This window comes from Bradyrhizobium erythrophlei (assembly GCF_900142985.1).
Classification (GTDB): Bacteria; Pseudomonadota; Alphaproteobacteria; order Rhizobiales; family Xanthobacteraceae; genus Bradyrhizobium; species Bradyrhizobium erythrophlei_B.
Genome location: NZ_LT670849.1, coordinates 7,092,125 through 7,117,441 on the forward strand (window position 1 = coordinate 7,092,125; position 25,317 = coordinate 7,117,441).

The 25,317-nt window shown below is 60.1% G+C and carries 17 protein-coding genes and 1 pseudogene; 3 read left to right on the forward strand and 15 right to left on the reverse strand.

All coding sequences use genetic code 11. From position 1 onward, the window contains the following. Positions 1-10: 10 nt before the first annotated feature. The 3 genes from BUA38_RS34175 to BUA38_RS34185 form a co-directional block, all read right to left on the reverse strand. On the reverse strand, positions 11-1,336 hold the full coding sequence (locus BUA38_RS34175; RefSeq protein ID WP_072826652.1) for a TAXI family TRAP transporter solute-binding subunit: 1,326 nt from the start codon (positions 1,334-1,336) through the stop codon (positions 11-13). Positions 1,337-1,517: 181 nt separating this feature from the next. Beyond that, positions 1,518-3,203: an arylsulfatase gene (locus tag BUA38_RS34180; RefSeq protein WP_172806176.1), complete on the reverse strand. Its 1,686-nt coding sequence runs from the start codon at positions 3,201-3,203 to the stop codon at positions 1,518-1,520. After that, positions 3,187-4,185, reverse strand: coding sequence for a formylglycine-generating enzyme family protein (locus BUA38_RS34185; RefSeq protein WP_072825078.1), 999 nt, complete (start codon positions 4,183-4,185; stop codon positions 3,187-3,189). Before BUA38_RS34185 ends, BUA38_RS34180 begins: the two co-directional genes overlap by 17 nt. A 447-nt stretch (positions 4,186-4,632) precedes the next feature. Between BUA38_RS34185 and BUA38_RS34195 the strand changes: the two genes are divergently transcribed. Then, on the forward strand, positions 4,633-5,169 hold the full coding sequence (locus BUA38_RS34195) for a hypothetical protein (RefSeq protein ID WP_244553134.1): 537 nt from the start codon (positions 4,633-4,635) through the stop codon (positions 5,167-5,169). Positions 5,170-5,306: 137 nt separating this feature from the next. Here BUA38_RS34195 and BUA38_RS34200 read toward each other — a convergent pair whose 3' ends face one another. From BUA38_RS34200 to BUA38_RS34230, 8 genes and pseudogenes are all read right to left on the reverse strand, one after another. Beyond that, positions 5,307-6,119: a hypothetical protein gene (locus BUA38_RS34200; protein WP_156898866.1), complete on the reverse strand. Its 813-nt coding sequence runs from the start codon at positions 6,117-6,119 to the stop codon at positions 5,307-5,309. 38 nt (positions 6,120-6,157) lie between these two features. Further along, positions 6,158-7,393 (reverse strand): PAS domain-containing sensor histidine kinase, encoded by a 1,236-nt coding sequence (locus BUA38_RS34205; RefSeq protein ID WP_072826654.1) that lies wholly within the window; start codon positions 7,391-7,393, stop codon positions 6,158-6,160. 113 nt (positions 7,394-7,506) lie between these two features. Next, a pseudogene (locus BUA38_RS37370) lies at positions 7,507-7,614 on the reverse strand (efflux transporter periplasmic adaptor subunit); the annotation flags it as partial. Positions 7,615-7,640: 26 nt separating this feature from the next. Next, the gene (locus BUA38_RS34210; RefSeq protein WP_244553135.1) at positions 7,641-9,128 is read right to left on the reverse strand and encodes an arylsulfatase; all 1,488 of its coding nucleotides are present in this window, start codon (positions 9,126-9,128) and stop codon (positions 7,641-7,643) included. A gap of 15 nt (positions 9,129-9,143) precedes the next feature. Further along, positions 9,144-10,661: a DUF1254 domain-containing protein gene (locus BUA38_RS34215; RefSeq protein WP_083587881.1), complete on the reverse strand. Its 1,518-nt coding sequence runs from the start codon at positions 10,659-10,661 to the stop codon at positions 9,144-9,146. 10 nt (positions 10,662-10,671) lie between these two features. Beyond that, positions 10,672-12,084 (reverse strand): DUF1254 domain-containing protein, encoded by a 1,413-nt coding sequence (locus tag BUA38_RS34220; protein WP_072825086.1) that lies wholly within the window; start codon positions 12,082-12,084, stop codon positions 10,672-10,674. 24 nt (positions 12,085-12,108) lie between these two features. Then, positions 12,109-13,824 carry an arylsulfatase gene (locus tag BUA38_RS34225; protein ID WP_083587882.1) on the reverse strand — a complete coding sequence of 572 codons (1,716 nt, stop codon included), beginning with the start codon at positions 13,822-13,824 and terminating at the stop codon, positions 12,109-12,111. 33 nt (positions 13,825-13,857) lie between these two features. Further along, positions 13,858-14,781: a formylglycine-generating enzyme family protein gene (locus tag BUA38_RS34230; RefSeq protein WP_072825090.1), complete on the reverse strand. Its 924-nt coding sequence runs from the start codon at positions 14,779-14,781 to the stop codon at positions 13,858-13,860. A gap of 568 nt (positions 14,782-15,349) precedes the next feature. Here BUA38_RS34230 and BUA38_RS34235 point away from each other — a divergent pair. Next, positions 15,350-16,420, forward strand: coding sequence for a SphA family protein (locus BUA38_RS34235; RefSeq protein ID WP_072825092.1), 1,071 nt, complete (start codon positions 15,350-15,352; stop codon positions 16,418-16,420). A gap of 155 nt (positions 16,421-16,575) precedes the next feature. Here BUA38_RS34235 and BUA38_RS34240 read toward each other — a convergent pair whose 3' ends face one another. The 4 genes from BUA38_RS34240 to BUA38_RS34255 form a co-directional block, all read right to left on the reverse strand. Beyond that, positions 16,576-17,592: a HupE/UreJ family protein gene (locus BUA38_RS34240; protein WP_072825094.1), complete on the reverse strand. Its 1,017-nt coding sequence runs from the start codon at positions 17,590-17,592 to the stop codon at positions 16,576-16,578. An 11-nt stretch (positions 17,593-17,603) separates the two neighbouring features. Further along, entirely contained in the window at positions 17,604-18,497 is an 894-nt protein-coding gene (locus BUA38_RS34245) for a peptidylprolyl isomerase (protein WP_338076307.1), read from the reverse strand. 130 nt (positions 18,498-18,627) lie between these two features. Further along, positions 18,628-19,635 (reverse strand): hypothetical protein, encoded by a 1,008-nt coding sequence (locus BUA38_RS34250; protein ID WP_156898868.1) that lies wholly within the window; start codon positions 19,633-19,635, stop codon positions 18,628-18,630. A gap of 136 nt (positions 19,636-19,771) precedes the next feature. Next, a complete protein-coding gene (locus BUA38_RS34255; RefSeq protein WP_425304994.1) occupies positions 19,772-22,105 on the reverse strand; it encodes a DUF3604 domain-containing protein in 2,334 nt (777 codons plus the stop codon). 1,095 nt (positions 22,106-23,200) lie between these two features. Here BUA38_RS34255 and BUA38_RS34260 point away from each other — a divergent pair. Then, entirely contained in the window at positions 23,201-24,646 is a 1,446-nt protein-coding gene (locus BUA38_RS34260; RefSeq protein ID WP_072825098.1) for a DUF1254 domain-containing protein, read from the forward strand. Positions 24,647-25,317 lie beyond the last annotated feature (671 nt).

Here is a 25,317-nt window from a genome sequence, read left to right on the forward strand (position 1 = left end):
CGAGGGTCGCTCAGGCTGCCGAGACGATCGCCGGCTTCCTCGCAAGCATGTTTCGTCGATCGTGTATCAAACCCTCCAGCCGATGCGCGGCCACGTTGAGCGTCGCGTCATCTACCGCGTTCTCATCCCCGCCGGCGGATTTGGTGCGCTGCGCGTTGAGGATGCCGTCGATTTCCTCTTCGACATCGGCAAGCTCAGCCTCGGTCGCGGCCTTGCGGATCAGGCGTCCCAGGGCGTAGAGAGAATCCAGCGGGCCTTGTCCGGTTGCGGGCTGGCCTAGCCCAAGGAATTTCCAGGCCGCGGCGAGTAAGGTGGCCGCGCCCCCGAGCGCCATCGGCGTCAGGTAAATCCAGTTGCCGTATTCATCCATGAAGCTTTGCTGGGTGCTGTTATAGACGGCTGCCGCGCCAGGATGCAGCGGAAGATAGGCATCCTGATCGGTGCTGGGCGCGGTGATCTGTGCGAAAATCGGGTCCTCGGCGAGAAGCTCCCTGCGCACTTTCATGATCGTTACCGTAAGGCTGGTGATCAAATCAGCGCTGAGCTTCTTGTGCGCAACCAGATACAATGAAGCCCTCAAGGTCGTCAGATCATCTTCAGGAACCGGCGGCGATCCTCGTAGCGTGCCCTTGGGAACGTCGAAGCTCTCATAAGCGCGCTCGGCCTGTGCGATTGCCCCGGCGGACTCGATCGGGACCAGCACCGGCAATGCTTTGGAGCCTCCCTGTTGAAAGAAGTCCCGCACCAGTGACAGATATTTTCCAGCCAGTGGAATCACGACCAGCAGCGCACTCACCTCTTTGGATTGAATGGCGCGCCGGGCATCCGGCAACGCAATGTCCTTGAAGACCTTGGCGCGGTCGAGGCCGAATTCCCTGCTCAGCACGTCGACAATTTTGCTATTGGCGTCCCCGCCAATCACGCCGACGCGGCGGCCCTTCAACTTGTCGATACTGTCGATGGGAGAGCCCGGCGGCGCGATGATGAGCACGACCACATGGCTCACGACGACGACGGCTTGCGCTTGCGACAGATCGCCGGCGTCGCCGCGAACCACCGCGAGGTCCGCCTTGCCCGCCGAAAACGCACTGGCCGCTTCAAGCGCGGTGCCGCTGTCGATAACCTTGAGCCGCACCGGCGCGTTGGTCGAGACCAGCCGGCTCGCAATAGCCGACATCGCCTTGGCGGCTTCGCCGTCGATCGACCCCACCGCCACGCTCAGCGTTACCGGACGGGTATAGTACCGATAGGCAAGAAGGCTTGCGCCCGACGCAAGACCGATCACGCCGACAAGCAGGACAAAACGAAGCCAGAGTGGCCAATTTTGCGAAGCCATGCTCATTGCTCCTAACGGGTCGACTAATCGCCGCCAGTGTTCGGCTGGCTTTCTTCGTGATATCACTTGAAGCCGCTTTTTACGACCATCCACGGTCAACGGACAACGATTAGCGCGAGCCGTTATGCTTCGTCCGACGGGTGCCCCGGGTTGTGAGGCACCCGCCGCATACCTTGGCGGGCTACTTGGCGATCGAGTTCCTGGCCGCCTCGATCTTTGCCTTCACGGCATCGAGGTTGAAGCTGGCCCCTCGCTGCATCGGTGGAAACTCGATCGCCGTCATCGCCAGCTTTTCGACCTGCTGCTGAACAAATACGAAGCGCCAGAATTCGTATTTGAACCAATCGAAATATTGCTGCGCGCCGTCCTTTGTGCCGTTATTCGGCCACCCCGTGCGTTCGAAGGGATCGAGGCGAAGATTGATCAGATACGGCACGTCGGGCTTGGTCTTGTCACCAAGCCAGCCTCCGGGCTGGTCGATGAAGCGATATTTGTAGTCGTCGATGCGCACGGCACCCAATTCGCTTTCACCGAAGTACCAGATTTCGTGCCGGTTCGACGGGCCCTTGCCAGTGATCATGTCCATCTGGTTATAGCCGTCCAGATAACACTTGTAGGTCGTGTCGCCGATCTGCTTGCCCTTCTTCAGTTCGTCGGCAATGTTCGGGTTGCCAGCCGCCGCAACGAAGGTCGGAAACCAGTCCAGCCCGGAGATGATGCCGTTCTCGACCTTGCCCGCCGGCACCTTGCCTGGCCAGCGGATCATGCAGGGTACGCGGAAGCCGCCCTCAAAAACCGTCCCTTTGCTCTGCGCGAATGGCGTCTGTCCGCCATCAGGCCAGGTGAAGACCTCGGTGCCGTTGTCGGTGGTGAAGACGACGATGGTGTTGTCGTCGACGCCCATGTCCTTGAGTTTCTGCATCACGATGCCGACGTCGTCGTCGAGCTGCGCCATGCCCGCCTCGTGGATGGTCCAGCCGTTCTTGGAGTTGCGCAGCGCCTCGTACTTCGGCGACAGATGCGTGACGATATGCATGCGGGTCGGATTGAGCCAAAGGAAGAACGGCTTGTTGTCGGCCTTGGCCTTCTCGATGAACTTCAGGGCGAAGTCGCGGATTTCGTCATCCACGGTTTCCATCCGCTTGGGATAGAGCGTTCCAGCATCCTCGATTCTCTGCTTGCCAACCTTGCCCCAGCGCGGATCTACGGTAGCGTCGTCGACATTGGTCGCATACGAATGGACCATGTTGCGCGGCCCGACCGTATTCAGCAACTCCTGCGGATAGCCGGGATGCGCCGGATCTTCCATCGCGTCGAGATGATAGAGGTAGCCGAAGAACTCATCGAAGCCGTGCACTGTCGGCAGAAATTCGTTCTTGTCGCCGAGATGATTTTTGCCGAACTGGCCGGTGGCGTAGCCCATTCCCTTTAGTGCGGTAGCGATCGTCGCCGCCTGCGCCGGTATACCGGTCGGTGCGCCGGCCTGCCCGACCGTGGTCATGCCCGTGCGAATCGGCAGTTCGCCGGTGATGAAGTTGGCACGGCCCGCCGTGCAGCTCGCCTCCGCGTAGTAATCGGTGAACAGCATGCCTTCGGCGGCGAGCTTGTCGAGGTTGGGCGTTCGACCGGCCATCATGCCGCGGTGATAGGCACCGATATTCCACATGCCGATGTCGTCGCCCATGATGACAACGATGTTGGGCTTTTGCCCAGCGGTGGCCGGCGCTGGCTGTTGCGCTTCTGCCGGACTTGTCAGCCCAACAGCCGAGAGTGCCGAAGCGGCGACGAGAGAACTGCCGCTCAATAACAGATCACGGCGTTTCAATGCTCCGCCGGCCAGGCTCGTATCGCTATCCAGTTTTTTCATCTCGCTCATCGCGTACTCCTCCTGTTCTTGTTATGCACCGAAAGCCGACATGGCTCATGGACGTGTCGACCGGCTGCGGGTGACGCGCTGCCGGCCGATAGCGGCGGCAGTAGTTCGGCGCGCACAGATGCGAGCCGCCCTTGACGACCTTGCGGGGAATTCTGATTTGCGGTTGGCATGGGTCGTAGCTTCCCGCCTCGATGCCGCCGCGCGGATTTTCTGGAACGCAGCAAACTTTCGGCGCGTCGCCGGCATGCCGGGTCGAATACCAGTCGGTAGTCCACTCCCAGACATTGCCGATCATATCGAAGAGACCGAAAGGGTTCGGCGGAAACGCACCGACCGGCGAGGTACGTGCGTATCCATCGCTGGCGAGATTCTCGTGCGGAAATGCGCCCTGCCACGTGTTGGCCATATGCCGGCCGTCCAGGGTGAACTCGTTGCCCCACGCAAACTCGGCCTGATCAAGTCCGCCGCGTGCCGCATATTCCCACTCGGCTTCGGTCGGTAGTTGCTTGCCGGCCCAGGCGGCGTAGGCCTCGGCATCCCGGTACGAAATATGCACGACGGGATGGTCGTCGAGGCCGCGGATCGAACTGCCCTTGCCGTAAGGACGACGCCAGTTCGCGCGGAACTTGAAGCGCCACCAGTTTGCAAAGTTGTTCAGATCGACCGAGTGATCGGGCGGATCGAAGACCAGCGAACCCGCGTTCAGCATGTGAGGCAGCGCGCCGGGATAGTCCTCAGGTTTCGGCGCGATCTCGGCAAAGGTGACGTAACCGGTCGCCGCGACGAATTCGCGGAATTGCCGGTTCGTGACCGGCGTGCGATCCATCCAGAACCCGTCGACCGTGACGCGATGGACCGGCGCTTCTTCCGGATAATGCTTGTCCGATCCCATGCGGAATGTGCCGCCGGGAACAAGCCGCATCCCGGCTTGCTCCTGGTGTCGTGCAGCAGAGTCTGCGTCGGCAAGACTCATGGTGACCTGACTTGATCTTGTGAAGGTATGCCCTTCGGCCCATCAACAGCGCTGCCGGATGTTTAAGGTCGATCAATTTCAGAGCAGAAATTTTCGATAATTGCCGCATGACGCGGATTGGAATCGATATGGCGCGAGCCGTCATGCGAAACGTGTCAGGTGCCCTGACATTTATCGACGCCAAACCCTGCGATGAACCCCGTACCTTGGCGCCACGGCAACGCGACGTACGCCGGGATGAACAACACCAACGCCGCCGACGCAGCCTGCCCGGTACAGTCCGCGCGCACAAACTATGGCGTTTGCTTCTGTCGTGGTCAGGACAACGAAGCCCAAAGCGAAGCTTCCAACCAGCAAGGCGGGGATAATCAGATGTTTCACCATCGCGCTCTCCTTGAGTTTGTTGCGTCTATGATAGGCGGCCGCCTTTGGCGTGTCTGAGCAATATTGCTCATCCTGGACGGGTTTTTGGTGCTACCGACTGAGGACGCCAAGCGCGGGGCTCATGCCTGCGGCATACCGGGAAACCGAGACGTTCCTGATCCCATTGAAGGAGCTGAAGCCATGTTGAACTTGAGCCGATCGACTGGATTGTGCGCCTTGCTCGCTTGCAGCTGTTTTCTTCTATCTTCGCAGGCGCTGGCCTTCGATTTAACCGGCGCTTGGGCGACGAGCGCCGATCAGTGCAGCAAAGTCTTCGTCAAGAAAGGCGATCAAATCAGTTTTGCTCAATTTTCCGAAGAGTTCGGCGGCGGCTTTGTCGCGGCCGGAAACGAGATCAAAGGCAAAGCCGCCCGATGCACCATCAAATCGAGGAAAGAAACTGGTGACACCATCGACCTTCATGCGGCGTGCGCCTCGGAAATCATGGCGTCGAGCATTCATCTGCAAATAAAAATACTCGATGACAACAGCGTGTCGCGAATTTTCCAGGATCCGGATTTTGAGGGAATGCAACTGACCTTCCACCGTTGCGCGATGTAATTGCCGGCGCGGCGACTGCGCGCGATGTCGGTTGTCGGTCAAAAGCCGACGTAGCGACGTAGACCACAGAATGTCCTCTTCGCCCCGAGAAGCCGACATCGTCATCGCGACCTCAGAACAGCTCTGCCGCTGAACCATTAGTAGGTCACATTAAGCCTGACCTGCGTCTTCAAATTATAGACCGGATAATCCTTGATGATGGGCACGCCAAACTCAAACGACACCGCGATATTGTTCGAGAATTGACGCCCAACCCTGACGTCAAACGGCAGGAACAGCCGGCCGGTCTGACCCGTGATAGGATCGCCGTAGTTGATCCTGATGTCCGGGCTTGGATAGAAGGTGAGAAACCATCGGTCGGGAAGGCCGACATTAAGTGTCGGCGCAAATTGAAGGTTGCTGATATTTCTCTTGGTTGGATCGCCGGCGAAACTGACATCGTAGCGGATCACCGGCTCGAAATAGCTCGACGGGCTGATCTCCCATAACGCGTAGCGAAAGCCGCCGGCCGGCATGATCTGCCATTTTCCGGAACCGAGCGTGTCGCCACCCGTGGGGGTGATGAGGCGCGCACCGAAACCGACCGTCCAGCGCAGGTCCAAATTGTGAATGATAACGGCTTGAACGTCGGTATCCCCGACGCCTCCGACGTAATCGCCATTGGGGTTGTCTGATGTGATCGGGTTTTTTGCAACCAAAGGCAGATCTGCCCGTAATGCTAGGATCCACATCGGCGCGAGATCCAGCGAGTGGTCCATCCGCAGGTTGAGCGTCTCCGTCGTGACGTCGCGCGTGGTTCCCGGCGCACTGCCGCTGCCGGGAGCCGTCTTGTAATCATACATCATCTGGAAAAGGTTGGCCGGAGGACGAAAGAGATCGTTGCCAGTATTGGCATTTTGATCCTGGTAAGATGCGCTCTGTGCCACCGCGCCATCGGGGCGCAGGATCACGACTGCGAGCAAGCAACCACCGATCAGTGCGCGGGCCATCATAGCGGCGGGGTCGCTATAGGGGCCACCCGCGGCAGGGTGATCCTGATTTTCGTTCCCTCGTCAGGTTCGCTAGCAAGGCTGATCTGGCCGCCCAGGCAGTTGGTGGCGATGGTGTGGACGATGTGCAAGCCAAGACCCGTACAACCCTGATCGCGCCGCGTCGTAAAAAATGGGTCGAAGGCCTTATGCCTGATGTCGGCGGTCATACCACAACCGTTGTCAGCAAATCGGATTTCGACCTCCTTGTCACCCGACGCCTGCACCTCGATGCCAATGGTACCCCCCTTTCCGTCTGGAAAGCCATGCGTCATCGAGTTGAGAAAGAGATTGCTCAACATCTGTCCATACGGCCCGGGATAACTGTTCATGGTCAGATCCGGTGGGCAGTCGAGGCAAACGGTCAGCCCCTGATCTCTGAAACCCGCCTGTAGGCTCTTGATGGCCTGCCTGGTGATATCGCCCAAATCAAAGATACGCCGATTCGACGAACTCCGGTCGATTGCCACCTGTTTGAAGGACTGAACCAGTTCGGCCGCGTGATTAAGGTTGGCGACAAGTTGCGTCGATGCCGCCCGGCTAACCTCGAGAAAATTGTTGAGGCTTGATCGCCTGAGATTGCCTTGCGCCACTCGCGCGGCAAATTGAGCCGTCTTGCTCTCCAGTGACGAGGCGATGGTGAGGCTGGTACCAACGGGACCATTCACCTCGTGTGCGACCCCCGCGACCAGCCGCCCGAGAGCGGCGAGCTTTTCGGATTCGATCAGCGATTCCTGCGTCTCCTGCAAATGTCGCAACGCAGCCTGAGCCGCGTCTCTGGCGCTGCGCAGCTCCCTTTCGTGGGCTTGCAATGCTGCCGCGGCTCGTTTGCGCTCGGTAACTTCCTCGGCGGCAACATTAATCCCGACAATGTCGCCCGCGTCGTTCCGTAGTGGATGCCAATAGGTCACCCACCAGCGTTCATCGGTTTGATCGGCACGCTGGCCGGCGACCTCGATGCCGGTTACCGGCTCGCCCGTTTCCATGATCGAGCGGACAATATCCTCGACCGCGTCGGCCAGCCCCGGCACGCAGTCCCGGACCGATCGTCCTAGATGATCCTCGACGGAGATGCCGCATATCTCGGTGAGGCGCTGATTGATGTGCAAGTAGCGGCAATCCGGAGAAAGAACGGCAAGTCCTATCGGCGCCGTATCATAGATGAGCCGCAGGGCCGGCTGCTCTGGAACCGGCACGTTGAGCGTCGGCGGCGACCGCGCGGAAGTTACCCCATGTTCCCCACTCGTTGACAACAAACGCCCCTCTACGAGAACCAGCCTTTGCTCAACAACATCGCAGTATACCACCGTCAAAACGGGTTGACGTAATTCGTGATCGCGATCTGGCGCAGCAATACCTCGCGGATGACGTGGGCAGCCGTCACGCGGACGGTGAAAATCGCCGCCATGCTGCCTGCCCGAAAATTTCCGGCCAACATAACCGTCATGGCCTTGCTCCCGGCGGCACATATGGATCGGGCGTTCCCATCGCGATCAGAGGGTATTTCTTCGTGCTCGCCTCGAATTCTCCGACCATCTTCAGCACCGGCCCGAAAATCCAGCTATCGGTAATCTGCTTATCCTGATCCTCCCGCGGGTTGGTGTAGAGGTTGAACAGTAGCGGTATCGCTAGCTTGACCGGTGGCGAGACCATGGTCTCCTGCTGGTAGAAGTGAACCTTGAAATTTTTCCACTTCACCGCCTGCAAACGATCCGCGCACCAGATCAGGATTCCATCGCGAGCGGACTTCTCTGTTTTTCCGGTGAAGAAGTCGGATTGGTCGACGCCATCGATGGGCCGATCCTTTGGCACCTCGGCCCCAGCGAACTTGGCCAATGTGGGGAACAGATCGACGGCATGGACGATCTCGTCGCTCACGCGGCCGGCCGGGACCTTCCCGGGCCAGCGGATCAGGAAGGGCACACGAATGCCGCCCTCCCAGGCCGTGAAGTATTGGCCCTTCCAGGGTCCAGCCCAACCTTCCCAGTCCCTTAGAAACTCCGGCCCGTTGTCGCTCGCAAAGATAACGATGGTCTCGTCGCGGATTCCGAGCCGGTCGACCGCATCGAGCATCTCACCGACGTTGTGATCCATCTCGGCCAGCATGTCGGCCCAGTCGCCGTTGCCGGTCTTGCCGACGAATGCGGGGTTAGGCAAGGTCGGCAGGTGCGGCTGTGTCAGGGTCGCATAGGCGAAGAAAGGCTTTTTCGTTCTCGCCTGCCGTTCCATGAACGCGATCGACCGCCGCGTGATTTCCGCGTCGATCAGTCGCCGTTGTTCGAGGTCGTAAATCTTGACGTCACGGCTAGGCTCGCCCTTGCGTCCCTCCATGATCTGTTCCGGCGGCATGATGTTGGGCGAATAGCCGGGCGAGCCCGGCCACATAGCCTCGTCCGTGATGCGCGGGATGCCGTACCACTCATCGAATCCCTGATCGTTCGGCAGGCGGCCGTTGTGGCTGCCGAGGTGCCACTTTCCGTTGAGCGCTGTTGCGTAACCAGCCGCCGACAGCGACTCGGCAAGCGTTACTTCCCACTGCGTAAGCCCGTCGGCGACGCCGCCGAATGGCACCGAATGGGTGCCCGACCGAATCGCGTAGCGCCCGGTTAGGATCGCGGACCGGCTTGGCGTGCACTGCGCCTCCATGTTCATGTTGGTGAGGCGAAGGCCTTCGCTCGCGAGCCGGTCGATGCGCGGTGTCGGCGCGCCGCGCGTCGCACCGCCGCCATAGACGCCAAGTTCGCCGTAGCCGAGATTGTCGACGAGCATGAACAGGATGTTGGGCGGTCGTTGCCTTGCCGGCTGCTGTGCCTGCGCGCGATGCGTGCGCTCGGCCACGCCCACCGCGGCCGCTGCCACCGCCGAGCCGCCGAGCAAGATGCTGCGGCGACTAAACGAACGATCTCCAGACATCTCGCCTACGTTCGCCACGCTTGCTCCTTCGATCTAGACCTGCTCGAAGTCCGGCAACGGCCAGGACCGGTCGAAATAAGCCTCGGTCGGCTGGTAGAAGCGGAAATACGCAAACCAGTTCTTGCCGGGGACGGTCGGAATCCAGTTTTGTACGAACCCGGCCGGCGCCTGCGGTCCGCAATGGATGTCCACCGAGCCGTCCGCGTTCCGCCGCAGGTCCATGCGCGAGGAGCGATCGGCAATCTTCTGCTGGTTCAGGATCAGCGCGCGCGTATCGACGTCGTACAGCGTCACTGACCAGAACAGCTTGATCGGCGGATTGGGCGGAACGCGCAGGCGATACGATCTGCCGCCGTCCAGCCACTCCCCGGCCTTGTCCTTGTATGCGCCGAGGTACGCCGACGAAGGTCCTGGCCGCTTGGGCGCCATGTCCGGCCCAGCGCCGATTGCTTCGTAGAACCAGGAGGCGCGCTCGTCGAGCAGGTTCCAGAATGCATCGGGATCGTCGGCGTCCAGTTGCAACGCGAAGTCCCAGTGGGCGTCGGACCGATATTGCGAACCCGCGAAGCGGCGCTCCGCGGTATTGGCTTTCGCCATGGCCTCGCCGATCAACGCGGCATCGGTCAGGATCCTCGTCTGCCGCGCGTCCGGCTTGAAGGGTAGGCCCTTTTCCAAGCCGAGCGGCCGCAGCATCGCGTGGTAGAAGATGTCGCGCGGCTCGATAGGCTCACTCTGAATCACGTCATCGAGCCGCTCCCAATACGCCATCCCGCGCGGCGGCAGACCGCTCCATGCTTTCGTGCCCGCGTCCAGGACCTCCATCTTAGGCGGATTGTCGCGCTGCGCGTAGGGATACATCCGCAGTTGCGCCAGCGCCGCCTTCACACTTTCCGGATCGGGATCGGTCAGTCGCACGCCGAGGAAGATGTTGACGGTTGGCGAGCGACGCACGATGAAGCCGTCGACGTTGTCCGGCGCGTTCTGCCCCGGCCCCAACACGAGATACTTGCCGGGCGCTCCGGTCCCCGGAATGGCGTGCTGCAATGAGTCGTTCATCGCACCCTGGACGCCGCGCGTCGGCATTTCCAATACCAGCGGTCCCGCGGAAAGATCGGCGAACCCGAGATAGTACGGCGTCGTGGCATTGGCGGTCAGGACGCTGCGCTTTGCCTCATAAGACAGCAGGGACACGATCTGTCCGTTCCTGGCGCCGAGCTCCTTCGTGAGTCCGTGCTGAAACGAAGTGAACGCGACCGCCGGAAGGGACCAGAGATAGGCCTGGCAGGCGCGTTGAAAATCGCGCTCGTCGTAGAGCTTGTCGATCGTCGCGTCGGTCGGGTAGCCGTTGGCGAAGTCGTGGGTAAATTCAAGCGGGCCGATGCGCGTTTCTATTGTCTGAGGCCCGTTCACGCCCGCCGCCGCCCCCGCTTTGCCTGGCTTCGCGCCCTGGGCATTGGCCGGGACTACCGTTCCGGTGGCAGCAAATGCGCCGAGTGCCGCAGGCGCAGCGCCGGCGAGCAGCGAGATCGCTTCTCGACGATTGGGCCTCATCGCACTCTCCTTACTGAGCAGAAACCCGCTCGATATCCGGCAGCTTCCAGGTCTTCTCGACGTAAGCCTTTTCGGGGCCATACAAGCGAAACAGCACTTCGAATTGCCCACTCGAATTCGTCGGCACCCAGTTCGTCTCCCGGCCAGTTGGCGCCTTCGGTCCGAAATAGATGTCCACCGAGCCATCCGCGTTCTTTTGCAGCCCAGGGCTTTGCGATCCGCGACCCGAACGGGTCATGTTGCGAATAAGGCCGTGTGTGGCACGATCGTAGACCGTCGCCGACCAATACTGGCTCACCGGCGCGTTTGGGGGCACGGTAAGGCGATAGCTCTTGTCGCCGTCCAAATTCTGTCCTTCCTTGTCCTTGAGGGTCATCAGATAGGACTGGCCCTGCCCGAGATGCTTCGGCGTGAAGAAGGCAAAGGTGAACGCAAGGCCGCGACTGTCGACGGGATATGCGTTGGGATCCGAGAAGCCGTTTGATGACGCCTTGAGATAGTCAGGCATCGCCGGGAGCGACCAGCGGCTGATATCGAAATAGGGTCTGAACATGCCTTCGTACCTGATTTCCAGCAGCGCGCGGGCCTCGCGCACGGCCGAATCCAGGACGTCTTCCGTTTGGGCATCCGGATTGAACGGCTTGCCCTTCTCGATGCCGATCGACTTGAGCATGTCGATCATCATCTTGTCGCGCGCGAGCCACGGCTCCATCTGCACAACGCGGTCGAGCGACCGAAAGAACCTTGCATCGTAAGGTATCGTGGAGTCGTAGACGACGTCGATCGCATCAACGAATGTGGTCGGCGGCGGGTTGGCCGCCTGCGCGAGCGGATAGACCTTGATCCGCTTGGCATAGGCAACCGCCTTGGCGACATCCGCATCGCTGCCGCTCTGGAGAATTGAACGCAACAGTGCGTAGCCCTGGTAGTTCGGCGAGGGCAGAGCGATGTAGCCGTCCGGAACGACGGCCGCATAGCCGGGCGGCAAGATCAGATATTTGCCGCCTTTGCCCTTGTCGACGCCAGCCGGCCCCACATCCTCAAGAGGCACTTGCCAAGCGTCCATGACGGTACCGTTGATCACACCATCATCGGCCGGCGGGATTTCCAACACCATGGGACCGACGTCCTTGGTATTGAAGAACGGCATGAGATAGACCACGTCAGGATTAGGGGTCAGAGTCTGGTTTTTCCAATCCGGAAGTCGGGACCAATAGACAATCTGATTGGGCTTACCTTTGGTGCTGCCGATCATCGCTTGAAGCATCAGGTCCAGATTAACCGCCGGCATGCCCCAGATCACAGCCTCAACCGCGCGTCGTTCGATGGCGCTGCGGTTCAGCTTGTCACCCGATGAATTTTGCCCGACCGCGGAGACGATCGTTAACAACATCATCATTACTGAAAGTATCGATCTCTTCATCGGTCTGCCTCCGCGTCCAGCGATCTAATGAGCAGCCTCTAGGCTCCTCTGCATTTTCTCGACGATTTGATCGATGGTGAAGCTCTGGGCGCGCTGACTTGGAGGATAGTCCTTGAACGACGCAAGGAATTGTCCGACGACAGCCTGGGCCGCGACGATCACGTAGCCTTGGGACAGCAGCCAGTCATAGTAAGTGTTCGACGTAATATCGGCTCGTTCGTATGGATCGGCCCGCAAATCGAACAGCTTCGGCAGGCGTAGCTTAGTGAACGGCTCGGCCCACACCAGCAACGTGCCGGGAGCGCGCTGCTCCTCGAAGACGAACTTCCAATTCTCATAGCGCAGGGAAACTAGATCGCCATCGTCGTTGAAATAGATGAATTCCTTGCGCGCACCCCGCTCCTGCTGGCCCGTGAGGTGCGGAAGTTGATTGTATCCATCTAGATGCACCTTAAAGGTCCTGCCCGCGGCGCCATATCCGGCCAGCAACTTGTTCTTAATATCGGGCTCGCCCGCTGCGGCCATTAACGTCGGGACCCAGTCAAGCGAGCTGACGATGTCGTTTGAAACCGACCCGGGCGCGATCTTTCCCGGCCATCGGATCATACAGGGGACGCGGTAACCGCCCTCCCAATTGGTGGTCTTCTCGCTACGGAATGGCGATGTGCCGCCGTCCGGCCAGGAGTTCTCGTGCGGACCGTTGTCCGTTGTATAGATGACGATGGTGTCATTCGCGATACCCAGATCGTCAAGCGTCTTGAGCAACAATCCGATATGGCCGTCGTGCTCGACCATGCCGTCCGCATATTCCGTCTTTGCGGCCAACCCTGCCGGACTGCGGTGCTCTTCGCGCACGTGCGTCCGAAAATGCATGCGCGTCGAGTTGAACCAGCAGAAAAAGGGCTGGTTTGCACGGGCTTGGCGCTGCATATAGTCGATCGCCGCGGCGGAGGTCTCGTCGTCAATCGTCTCCATGCGCTTGCGCGTCAGCGGGCCGGTATCCTCGACAGTCTGCTTGCCGACCCTGCCAAAGCGAGGGTCGACGGTCGCGTCATCGCGGTCGGAAGCTTTACAGCGCAAGACGCCGCGGGGACCGAATTTTGCGCGGAATGCCGGATCGCGCGGATAGGTCCGCTGCTCCGGCTCCTCCTCCGCATTGAGGTGATAGAGATTGCCGAAAAACTCATCGAAGCCGTGGACGGTGGGCAAAAACTCATTGCGGTCGCCGAGATGGTTCTTACCGAACTGGCCAGTCGCATATCCGAGGAGCTTGAGTAATTCCGCGAGGGTGGCGTCACGTGGCTGTATGCCGATTGTCGCGCCGGGAATACCGACTTTCGAAAGACCCGTGCGCAGCGTCGCCTGTCCCGTGATGAAGGACGATCGGCCGGCTGTACAACTCTGGTCGGCGTAGTAGTCGGTAAACATCATGCCTTCGCGAGCAATGCGGTCGATGTTCGGCGTTTTGTAACCCATGAGTCCGAACGTATAGGAGCTGATGTTTGACTGGCCGATATCATCGCCGAAGATGACCAGGATGTTCGGCTTGCGCCCCGATAACGAGGTCGCCGCCACCGCTGGAGCAGCCTTCTGAGCCTGCGCCAGCGCGCCTGATGTCAACGTCGTCGCTGCCACCAGTGCCGATGAACCCAAGAGGATATTCCGGCGGCTGAGCACGCTGTCGTCAGTCTCGTGCGATGACGCTTGGTGTCGGTCTCGGCCTTGAGTGTCGTCGGACATCTTAGGCTCCTTCTTCACTATGAGGACTGCGAACTATCCGGCGGCTCTGGTCCTCTTCACGCAGCGAAATCCGACATGGCTGGTCGATGTATCGATTGGCTCTGCGTGGCGCGCCGCAGGGCGGTAGCGGCGGCAATAGTTCGGCGCGCACAGATGCGACCCGCCCTTCAGCACCTTGCGCGGAATCCTGATGTTCGGCTGGCAGGGGTCGTAACTGCCGTCTTCGCGGCCGCCGCGCGGATTTTCGGGAATGCAGCACACCTTCGGCGCATCGGCTTCATGCTTCGGCGTGTACCAATCGGACGTCCATTCCCAGACATTGCCGATCATGTCGAAAACGCCATACCCGTGGGGCGGAAACGACGTTACAGGCGAAGTCCGCTCGTAGCCGTCGCCGTTGTCGTTATGCAATGGAAAATCGCCCTGCCAGGTGTTGGCCATGTGCACGCCACCCGGCGTCAACTCGTCGCCCCAGGCGAACTCGGCACCATCAAGCCCGCCGCGCGCGGCGAACTCCCACTCGGCTTCGGTCGGCAGGTCCTTGCCCGCCCATCTAGCGTATGCCAGCGCGTCGGAATAGGAGATGTGCACGACCGGATGGTTTTCCGAGGTGTTGATATTGCTCTTCGGACCGTAGGGATGCCGCCAGTCGGCGCCTTTCGTGAAGGTCCACCATTGGCTCCAGTCGCGAAGGTCTAAGGTTGATCGCGGGGCGATGAAGACGAGCGACCCGGCATAAAGCATATGCGGCAGCGCGCCGGGATAATCTTTCGGATCGGGTGGTATCTCGGCGTAGGTCTTGTGACCGGTCGCTTTCACGAACTGCTTGAACTGCCGGTTGGTCACAGGCGTCAGGTCAATCCAGAAGCCGTCGACAGACACCCGATGCGCCGGCGCCTCCTCAGAATAATGATGGTCCGATCCCATGCGGAATATGCCGCCTGGAATCCAGACCATGTTGTCAGTTCGGCGACCCTCGGCTCGTCGATCGATCGGTTCGACGTCGGTCGTCCTCTGCAACGTCATGACGCCCGGTCCTTAACGTGCGTTGCTAGGGACGGGGGTCCCGCCACGTCACCGACGCGAGGCGACGAACCCGTCAGCACCTCTTACCTATCTATAGTTGCATCTTCAGTACGATCTTCCCAGAGACCTTGATCGTCAACCGTGTAATTCGCTGTTCTTTGCTAGCCGTGACAACAAGCCACGCCGACGAAAAGTGTGGTTCTTGCGTTAATCCTCGAAGCGTGTCGTGGACTGATCAATTTGCATCTAGCGAATGCGGCATTGTCCGACAATTCGATTCAAACGATGTTGGAGCGAGTTCCGTCGCCTCTTCGATCAGCGCGACGCAATGGAATGTTTTCGGCTGTTACCGATCTGTCACGGACATCCGGCGTGGTCTGTGGCCTACTATAGTAGCGTGAGAGCCCGTAGTTGTTCGTCTGGTAAGGCTGTGGGTTCGCGCAATGCGGCCCCGGTGCGTCGGCCGCCACTGCTTGCAAGTTTCGAGTGGGGGTTTGCAATGACAGTCTTTGCGTTAGCGGAGAAGAACTCAAAAATTCGACGACAGATCGGCTGCGCGGCAGCGATCATCGCTGGTCTTGCTTGTGCCGACGTCGCACGCGCCGACGAAGGCGGCGTTTCATTCTGGCTTCCGGGCCAGTATGCCAGCTTCGCCGCCACTCCACAGGTCCCGGGGTGGGCGCTCGGCGTGGTTTACTACCACACCAACGTCGAAGCGTTCGGGAGTGTGGCTGCGTCAAAGGAGATCACCATCGGCAGAATTCCCGCAAACCTGAACGTCAACTTGAATCTGAGTCTGGCCGGCCAAGGCGATCTTGTCGTTCTCGCGCCGAACTATACATTCGCCCAACCGGTACTTGGCGGGCAATTGTCCGTGGGCGTGTCGAGCTGGTTCGGCCAAAACGCCGCCAGTATATCCGGAATGCTAACGGCGTCCGTCGGATCGGTATTTGCTCAGCGCACCGGAATGATTTCGGATTCTCTGACTTCCTATGGAGACATCGTGCCGACAGCGACGCTGCGCTGGCACCAGGGTGTCAACAACTTCATGGCCTACGTGACCGGCGATATTCCAGTCGGCGACTACGACCCGATGCGGCTCGCTAATCTAGGCATCGGCCATGGCGCGATCGACTCGGGAGGTTCCTACACCTATCTCAATCCGGCAACGGGCAACGAATTATCGGCCACTGCCGGCTTCACCTACAACTTCAAGAATCCCGATACGCAATATCGCAGCGGCATCGACTTTCACCTCGACTGGGGCGCATCGCATTTCCTATCGAAGCAGCTTTACGTCGGCATCGCGGGATACGCCTATCAGCAGGTCACGGACGATTCCGGTCAAAACCCCATTCTGGGCGGCTTCAGGTCGCGCGTTCTTGGTGTCGGACCGCAGATTGGATATCTCTTTCCAGTCGGCGGTATGCAGGGCCTCTTGAGCTTCAGGGCCTATGGCGAGTTCGATTCAGCAAATCGTCCGCAAGGTTGGAATACCTGGCTGACATTTGCGATTTCGCCCGAAGCGCCGACAGCGGCTTCGCCGGCCCAGCGCCTGATAACGAAATAGTCGCTATTACTCTACGGATATTGGCGCAGCCAAGCCCAATGTCCGTGCTGGGTCATGAGCGTCGCTTTGAGCGGCGGCCCATCACTTCCGGTCTACCCCAACAATCGGACAGTGGGTGCGCGCGCATCCGGTCGTTGCGCGTTACGGCAGCTTCCTCATGCCCAAAATGCTGTCAGTCGTTCAACGAACCAGAACGCTGCCACGACGCCGACCCCATAGGCCGTGACGGTCCGCAGCCGACGTTCGACGATATCGGGGATACGAAATTGCCTGGCCAACTGCATCACGCCGAGAACGGCGGCGAAGAAAGCAAGCTGTCCCACCTCGACGCCGATGTTGAAGGCGAGCAGCGCTATCGGAACGTCGCCTTGTGGAAGGCCGATATCGATCAATGCGCTGGCGAAGCCGAGGCCGTGCAGAAGCCCGAATGTAAAAGCGACCGCCCATGGCCAGGAGGCGGTCAGGCTGGGTTCCCCTCGCTGCCGCCGCAGGATCTCGCTCGCCAGAAGCAGAATGCTGAGAGCAATACACGCCTCGACCGGCGGTCCCGGCACGTGGATAACGCCCAAGGTCGCAAGCGAGAGCGTGATCGAATGTGCGAGGGTGAAGCCCGTCACCGTCCACAACAGCATCCGCGTGTTGCGCACGATGAGAATAAGCCCGAGCACGAACAGAAGATGGTCGAAGCCGAACAGGATGTGCTCAATGCCGTGCGACAGATAGGCGCCGGCGACCGCGAGAGGCCCGAGCGACGTCGCGATGTCGACCCACGGCTGCGACGGCCGCACCAGGGTGGTCGAATGCGTGCCATCCAGCATCTGCACGCGCACCAGAACATCCGTGACCGTCGCCTGAAGCCCCACGAACTCAATGCGCTTCCCCGCCAGTCCCTGGGCGCCCACGTCAATGACCTGGCGTTCGACAAGGGAATCTGAGAGCTCTTGCGCGACAGGCGCGACGACATTGTGAATCTCGTCCGGGAGGCGCAGCACAACCGGCAAGCGCATGCCGGCAAGCATCGGCGTTCGCCAAAGCAGTTGGTAGCGGCCGGGCCCGACTTCATCGATCTGCAGATAGGCCGGCCGGACCTCGTGAGCGTGCGCGGGCTGCATCGGCACCATCAACGCCGCCAGCAGACCGGCCAACGCGACCCGGAGCCGCCGCCATTGCATCGATCGCGCCCTCACTGCGGCAACACGCCTGTCGACGCGATTGGCGCCTGAGGATTCCGCAGGCTCCCGAAGTCGACCGATTCGATGGGCGGGACCACGACCGTGTAGCGCGCACGCATCGCCTCGTATGCAATCCGTTTGATCTCGCTCTGCTTTTGATCCAGCCAGGCGGATTTGACGTCGGGCTCGACTTCCTCGAACAAAGGCACCCGGTCCGGCTCGATAGCGTCGACGAAGACGAGATGCCAGCCATAGCCCGACTGGATCGGCCCCTGCCATGCACCGGGCTTGAGCTGAAACACCGCTTTCGCGAAACCCGGGCCAAACTCCTTGGCGATCTGGTCGGGAGCGCGTTCGGCGTAGTAGTCCTGGAACATGAAGGGGTCGGCAACCGTAGCGACCTCAGGTGTATCGGCCGGCTTACCGGAGATCTTGTCGAGTATTCCAGCAGCCCTGTCGCGAGCACCAGGTCGATCGAAGGAGAAGTACAGGTGGCGAAAGCTCGCGCGCGGCGGAAGCGCAAAGCGACCCGAATTCTGCGTGTACCAGGCCCTGAGTTCGGCCTCGCCGGGATCCTGCAAAGTGGCAATATCTGCTGCGAGAAAATCCATCTTCTGAGCCAACCGGCGCTTGATGATCTCGTCGTCCTTGTCGAGCCCAAGCGCCACGGCTTCACGGGAGAGAATCTCCTCGCTTACCCGCTGCTCGATCAGAGCGTGCATCTGATCAGCCGTCGGCAGTGGCCGACCTTGCGCGAGCCATTGCACCGCCAATTGGCGGAGATCGTCCTTGGTGAGCGCGATCTGATTGGTTCGGTCTGTCCGGTTGGCGGTCGGGTTCAACAATTGATAGATCGCGAAGATCAGCGCACCGGCAAAAAGGAAATGCAGCAGGGGTTCCCGCAACCACCTGCGCACAGGCGTTGGCGGTTTCGGCCCAGTCTGTGACTCATCCAGCGCTGACTCGGACAGTTCCGAGGTCGGTTGCGGTCGGGCAAGCTGCGATGCCATGGGTTGGCCTGTCAGGATGGGGGATCTATTCAACAGCGGCGTTGGCGGACGCGGCGCGCTGCAGATAGTTGACGACGGCAAATTCGGAGGCCGGATCCTTTATTGCATTGGACTTGAGCAGCGCCGCGTATTCCGTCGCGGCGTCCCAATAGTCCCAGTCAGCCAGCTGCTGCGCCACGAACCCGGCCATCGGCGCGCGCTCCCTGATGAAAGCTCGATACGCCTGGATCACACGCTGGCGGGGCACGGTGCGATTCGCGTCGCCGTGAACATCGAGTGCAAGCAGGGCCGCCTCGATCTCCGGCATCGTCCGGCTGTGATCGGCAAAATACTTCGCCTCGACCCAGCCAACGCGGGATGGCCCGCGCAATTCCAGGTCCGCACCAATCATCGCGGCGAGGTTCGTGTCGTCGTGAGCGCTCCATGCGGCCTCGATGTGCTGCTCGAGCCGCGCGGCATCGGCCGGACCGCCGACGAAGCCAAGCAGGAGAGTATAGGCGGCATGGCGTGAGGCGAGTCTTGGATCGTCCAGCCAGATCCCAACCGTTGCCGCATCGATCCGCGATCTCACAACGTCCATGATCGCATATGGGGCGCGTGCCAGCTCGCCCCATGCGATCTGGGCAGCCAGCGGATCGGGGTTTTCGAGGTAGGGCAGAACGAGCGCAACACGTTGCCGCCAGCCGGCGTAGCTGAGCGTGGACGACGTCTGCATGTTCGACGGCCAGGTAGGCCTTGGACGGTCGCCTTTGACGAAAGCGGTCGCAACCAGTTGCCGCAGCCAATCCGCATATTCAGCCCGGATGGTGCCGAGATCGGTCCATTGCGAAGCAAACGGGTCACGAACGAGCAGGCATGGATCAGAGCCCGGTGCCATTGCCTCGCCGAGGCCCGTCGGCGGGTCCGCGATGATATCGCCGACGGTATCCTTCCCCTTTACGACCTCGACAATCCGGAATCGAGTCGCGCCCGCGAAAGGCACGGCCAGCACCGCTCGATCTGCCATATCCAGGCGCTGGCCGATGGTCACCATTTGGCGAGCAGCTTCATAGCAGAGCTGGCATGCCACTGCGGCCGCTGCAGAGATCAGGAGGAAGAAGGCGGCCAGCGTACACTTCAGCCGCCTCGGAGCGGGAGACCGCGGCAGTTGAATCAACATCGATGCCTCCTCAGCGCAGCACCGGCTTACCCGGCAACGGACTGAGTTCGGGCACTGCCGGGATGATCTCGTAATTCGCGAAGCCGAACTCGTTGCTGCGGGCGCCGTAATACTTGTCTCCCAGCTTGTAGGCGGTGACTTCGATCGGCGTGCCGGCGATCACGGTGACGATCTTGCCATTGTTGACGTAATAGGGCGAGGGCGTGCCGAGATAGCTGGCCCCCGCCGGATCGCCGACGGCGCTTGGCTGGACAACGCCACGGCCGGCGTGATCGATCAGGCTCTGACCCTGATTTTGGGCGAGTTTTGACGTCACATACGTCGGATCGATCGGCGTGAGCGTTTGCGTCGCATTGGCCGCCCCCGACGCGCTATAGGTGATCTTGAACTTCGTGCCGGTGACGTTGTTCTGCAGCCACGGGGACTTGTCGACGATCAGCGCCTTCAGCTGAGCATCGTTGAGCGCGACTGCCCCCTGCTTCATGAGATCGTCGACGGTGAGACCAGCCTTGGCGATTTTCTGCGCCTCGGCGGTCGGGCTGTACCAGATTGGGGAACTCCACGCCCGCTCTTGTACGGTTGCCGCCACCACGTCGGGCGGCGCGATGCCGAGTTTCGCGGCCTGGATCGTCGTCCAGCGCGGCGTCGGAACCTCGAGCACACGCGCATAGTAGAACGCCGGAACGCCCGGATCGAACTCAGGATCGGTCCACACGGTCTTCAGTTCGACCGCGCCGCTGCTGTTCGTGTATGTGGCTTTTTCGACGTCGACGGTGCTTGCGATCGGCGGCACGCGACCTGTCCACTTGTCGGGCTCACGGTCACCCGCCCAGGCGACGTCGAAGACCTTCTCGAAGCTTTGACCGCTCTTGGTCCAGCCCTTGATGACCTGGATGCGGTCGAGATTGCCAGACGTGGGATCCTTGACTGCCCACACCGCGAATGACGGTGTCTTGTCGCCAGCGGGCATGGGGGTGAGGTCCCCGCCCATGGCCACACCCTGCGCATAGGCAGCCTTGACCCAATCGCGATCCTTGATCCAGTCCGGCACGGACTTCCAGAACGCCCGCCGCTGCTCGGCCGTCGCAGTCTCGGCATAATTCCAGCCGCCGAAGAAGCGAACCTTGATGTGCGGGCCGCTGACCGCGAAGGTCTCCTTGCGCTTCATGGCGTTGAAGATCGACTCGCGCGTGTTCTCCTCCGCCCACACCCCGGTGAGCCCGGCGGGGCCTTCCATGCGCACATCGAGGCCGGCGAACAGATGTCCCGACATCCGCGTCTCGATGGTTGCGTCGGCGATTCCATGGGCCCCGAAGAAGTTGTCCTGGCGATAAGGCACCCCGGTGTCGTGCGAGTCGGAAGCGGCGCCGAAACCGAACCTGTAGGGGTTGAAGCCCTTGGTGTCTTCGAGTGCGAGCCCATCCTTTAGAGCCTGGCGGGCATAGCTGCCGATGACATGCGGAATGCGGCCGGAGGGATCGCCGAGGAGATAAGTAAGGATCTCGAAATTGGCGAATTCGTCATTGGGCGAGAGCAGAGGGTGGGTCTCCGATTGCCCCTTGATCTGCTTGAGCTCGATCAGAGGTTCATTGCGCATCCGGGATTCAGCGTAGACTTTGTCGATCGGTCGCCCCTTTAGGTCGACGTCGGTTGGATACATGCGCCCATCCGACAGGTTGGCGTTGTGCGAGATTGCGAGAAGTTCGTTGCCCGCCTTGCGCTGTCCGTCCATCCAGGTCCACAGGTCGGTCGGGTCAGGCGAATCGAGCGAACTGAACGGCATCGCCGGCACATGGGCGCAATCCTTGAAGAAGACATTGCGGTGGAGGTTCATGTTGTTCGGCATGGATGTCCACTCATAGCTGCAGAAGGCGGTGAACTTGCCGGGTTCATTGGCCTTGTCCGCGAGTTGGACGTTCTGTTCCCAGATCGTGTGCGCGATCTCGGGACTCGCGAGCGCCTTGACCGGGGCGCCACCGAGCAAATTGGCGCCGTAGAGATAAACTCTTTGCACCTCTTCTGGGCTGTTGTTCTTGAGGATCAGCGGCGCCGCGGCTGGCAGCTTGCTAATCGGCGAACCGGGATCATTGGCCAACTTCATCACACCGACATATTCGGAGTGATCGGTGACGCCCGCGAAGTCGAGCGGCGTCTCGATCTTGATGTCGTAGCCGAGCGGATGCTTGATGGTCTCGCCCTTGAAATATTTGTAGGCATCGCCGGGATCCGTCACGCGATTGCCGAACAACCACGCATCCAGCGACCAGCTGGTGTGGACATGCAGCTCGCCGAAATACGCATCGCGGAGCGGGTTGACCTGAGCTAACGCGGGTGAAGCGATCAGACCGATCAGACCGCCGGCGCCCAGTATGAACGTTGCGAGATAGCGTTGCTTGGACGTCCGTTTCATCGTCGCCTCCCATCTTTGATTATTTTCGCTCGGTCAGGCTCCCTAATTTCAACACTGTTTCGTCACCGCCTGCTTCGTCACCGCACTGCGGCTTGCGTGGCATCGGTTGCAAGCTTCCAGCGCTCAACAATGAGTATAGCGCGAATTTCTGCGCTGGCGCATGAAGAAATAATGGCGATGAGCGCCGCTGGCCTTAGGTCTTCGGCAACACCATTGGTGTGCTGCCTCGGGGCTCAATATCGATCGCAAACTAGAAACTTAGTAGCGACGGAAGCCACGACGGTAAGCATAGCCTCTACGCACACCATAGCCATATCGATGGACACCGTAGCCGTACCGATAGACGGGGGCGGTACGAATACAGTGCCATCCCAAACCAGGGTCGCGCCAGACAACGAAAACGATCGGACCAACAACGAGGGGCTCATGACATATTATCTTAGCGGCGGACAATTGCAGCGCGCTCACGGAAACGGGTCAACTCAAACTCCATTTCGTGTCAAAAGCGTCGGTTCCCGTTGAAGGCGAGTGCGAAAAGCACGGAGACGACGGCAAATGACCGCTTGCCACGTTTCATGGCCCAGCCTCCTAAGGTCGAAAAACACGGCGAGTTTGGAGTGACGGCGCAGTTCGTCATTGAGGTACAGCCTTTATTCATCCGCAACAGCTTCCAACAGTTTTTTGCCTGCGTGCCTTCGTATCAACCAAAAAACCCTTTTGTTCAAACCGAAGTGGATCTGGAACAAGATTCCCGATGTCATCCGCGACAGGACCGCTCAGTAACCAGACCTGTCGCATTACGGACTCAAGTCGGACATCGAGCCATGTCCGAAAAGGGGGTTAGAAGCTGACATGGCGACGGGGATCACGGGATGTCGGCTGTACCTCGAAAGGCGGACATTGTGCCAACAAGGGACATCCAACCTGACGCATTGCTTGATTTGGCATAGACGCGCGCGCAGAGCGAGCCTAGCCTTGCCGTGCCAGTCTACGTTGAGCCCAAGCCGCAAATCGGGAAGGAGTGTTCAAATGTTGACGAAACGCGATCTTCTTCGTTCCGCCGCCTTGGCTGCAATCATTGCCTCAACAGCGAAGTCCTTCCCGTTGCACGCACAGACGAGCGCCGACCGCCCCGGCTTTTTCAAGGCAAAAGACATCGCGGAAGCAGGTTTCATCTATGGTTTGCCGATCGTGATGAATTACGGCGTCATGTATGAATACGCCGTCGATCGCAATTCGGGGCAGTTCAAGGCCCCGTTCAATCAGCTCAAGAACGAGCCCAACGTCTTCACCTACAAAGACACAGCCATTCCCACGCCGAACAGCGATACTCCCTATTCGTTCGTCTGGATGGATTTGCGGGCAGAGCCCGTCGTCTTGTCGGTCCCGGCGGTAGACCCGAGGCGCTACTACTCGGTCATGCTCTGCGACGGCAATACCTACAACTACGGCTATATCGGCAGCCGGGCCACTGGAAGCGAAGCCGGCGACTACATGGTGGTCGGGCCGAATTGGAAGGGCGCAACGCCACCCGGGATCAAGAAGGTGTTTCGGTCAAGCACACAATTTTCGGTGGCCGGGTATCGCACCCAGCTTTTCAACCTGGACGACCTCGACAACGTCAAGAAGGTCCAGGCCGGCTACAAGGTGCAGACACTTTCCACCTATCTCAAGCAGCCGGGTACGGTAGCTGCCGCGGCGGGCATCGACTTTCCGAAGATCGACAAGGAGCTCGTGAAGACGAATTTCTTCGAATACCTCGACTTTGCGTTGCAGTTTGCGCCCGCGCAAGAAAATGAAAAGGAGATGCGCGCCCAGCTTGCACGCATCGGCGTTGGGCCGGGCAAGACCATGAATTTCAAGGACCTCTCAATTGAGGACAAGCTTGAGATTGGCTTGGGTATGAAAGAAGGCGATCGAAAGGTTGACGGGGCTGTCGCCAATGCCGGCAAGGCGGTCAATGGCTGGCGGGTAAGTGGACTACCGGGCGACAGTACCCACTACAATGGCGACTGGTTGATGCGCGCTGCCGCCGCGAAGGCCGGGATCTACGGCAACGATCCCGCGGAAGCGACCTATCCAATCACACGCATCGATAGCGACGGCCAGACGCTCGACGGTAGCAAACGTAATTACACGCTGACGTTCCCGCCCGGTCAGCAGCCGCCCGTGAACGCTTTTTGGTCGTTGACCATGTACGACGGCAAAACGCAGCTCCTGATCGAGAACCCAATCAATCGCTACCTGATAAATTCGCCCATGCTGCCGAACATGAAGACGAACGCGGATGGGTCGCTAACACTTTACATCCAGAACAAATCGCCCGGTGCCGATAAGGAAGCCAACTGGCTGCCGGCTCCAAACGGCACGATCTATCTGGTCATGCGGCTCTACTGGCCGAAGGCCGAAGCGCCTTCGATCTTGCCCCCGGGTGAAGGGACTTGGCAGCCACCTGCGATCGCACGGGCGACATAGCAACCATCGCGTCGTCTCCGTATGCGGCGCACCTACAAGCGCGCCCCATACGAGGAAACTCGTCGCGACCTCCGGTTCGGGTCATTGACGGAAGTCACAGCCCCGGCGTCGTCATGTCTGCTTCGCCCCCAACAGCAGACATTCAACTCATGGTACCAAACGCAAGTGAGCCGCAGGTGGCGACCCTGCGGCTCTTTGTCTTGTGTCGTGTTGTGGACGCACGACGATTGCATCGCCGAGCCACGCCATGCCTTGCCTCGAGGCCACTGGACGGCGGATCGTCTGGACACTGATCGCTCTGGTCGCTGGTCCGCGTGGGACACTGGACGCTCTGGATACTGGTCGCTTGATTGCGGTCTCTGGGCCTTGTGTCGATCATAACCTAATCGACAGGCCGATCATGATCCCGTCAGCGCGGAATGCAAATCACGAAAAAATAACCCCTTCAAAGAGAGCTACCGCGAAAACGCAAGCTGCCGTTTAGCGTGAGCAAGCTTTCACACCTTGCAATGATGCCAATCATCTCATCGTCTGCTAACGCTGCGATAACAATTTAGAAGGTCGAGCCCGCAGGAAGCCCGCTCATGCGTTCGACCTGTCGGCCGGTCAGTGAGAGCGGCGAGATCGTTCAACGAACCGGCAGCGCCTCCGCCGCGCGGCGCGGGCCATCG

Excerpts from the sequence above, each read along its gene's own strand:
- BUA38_RS34215 (WP_083587881.1), bottom strand. The coding sequence starts at position 10,661 with ATGAGGCCCAATCGTCGAGAAGCGATCTCGCTGCTCGCCGGCGCTGCG.
- BUA38_RS34230 (WP_072825090.1), bottom strand. The coding sequence starts at position 14,781 with ATGGTCTGGATTCCAGGCGGCATATTCCGCATGGGATCGGACCATCAT.
- BUA38_RS34185 (WP_072825078.1), bottom strand. The coding sequence starts at position 4,185 with ATGAGTCTTGCCGACGCAGACTCTGCTGCACGACACCAGGAGCAAGCC.
- BUA38_RS34180 (WP_172806176.1), bottom strand. The coding sequence starts at position 3,203 with ATGAAAAAACTGGATAGCGATACGAGCCTGGCCGGCGGAGCATTGAAA.
- BUA38_RS34220 (WP_072825086.1), bottom strand. The coding sequence starts at position 12,084 with ATGAAGAGATCGATACTTTCAGTAATGATGATGTTGTTAACGATCGTC.
- BUA38_RS34240 (WP_072825094.1), bottom strand. The coding sequence starts at position 17,592 with ATGCAATGGCGGCGGCTCCGGGTCGCGTTGGCCGGTCTGCTGGCGGCG.
- BUA38_RS34260 (WP_072825098.1), top strand. The coding sequence starts at position 23,201 with ATGTTGACGAAACGCGATCTTCTTCGTTCCGCCGCCTTGGCTGCAATC.
- BUA38_RS34225 (WP_083587882.1), bottom strand. The coding sequence starts at position 13,824 with ATGTCCGACGACACTCAAGGCCGAGACCGACACCAAGCGTCATCGCAC.
- BUA38_RS34175 (WP_072826652.1), bottom strand. The coding sequence starts at position 1,336 with ATGGCTTCGCAAAATTGGCCACTCTGGCTTCGTTTTGTCCTGCTTGTC.
- BUA38_RS34250 (WP_156898868.1), bottom strand. The coding sequence starts at position 19,635 with ATGGTGACCATCGGCCAGCGCCTGGATATGGCAGATCGAGCGGTGCTG.
- BUA38_RS34235 (WP_072825092.1), top strand. The coding sequence starts at position 15,350 with ATGACAGTCTTTGCGTTAGCGGAGAAGAACTCAAAAATTCGACGACAG.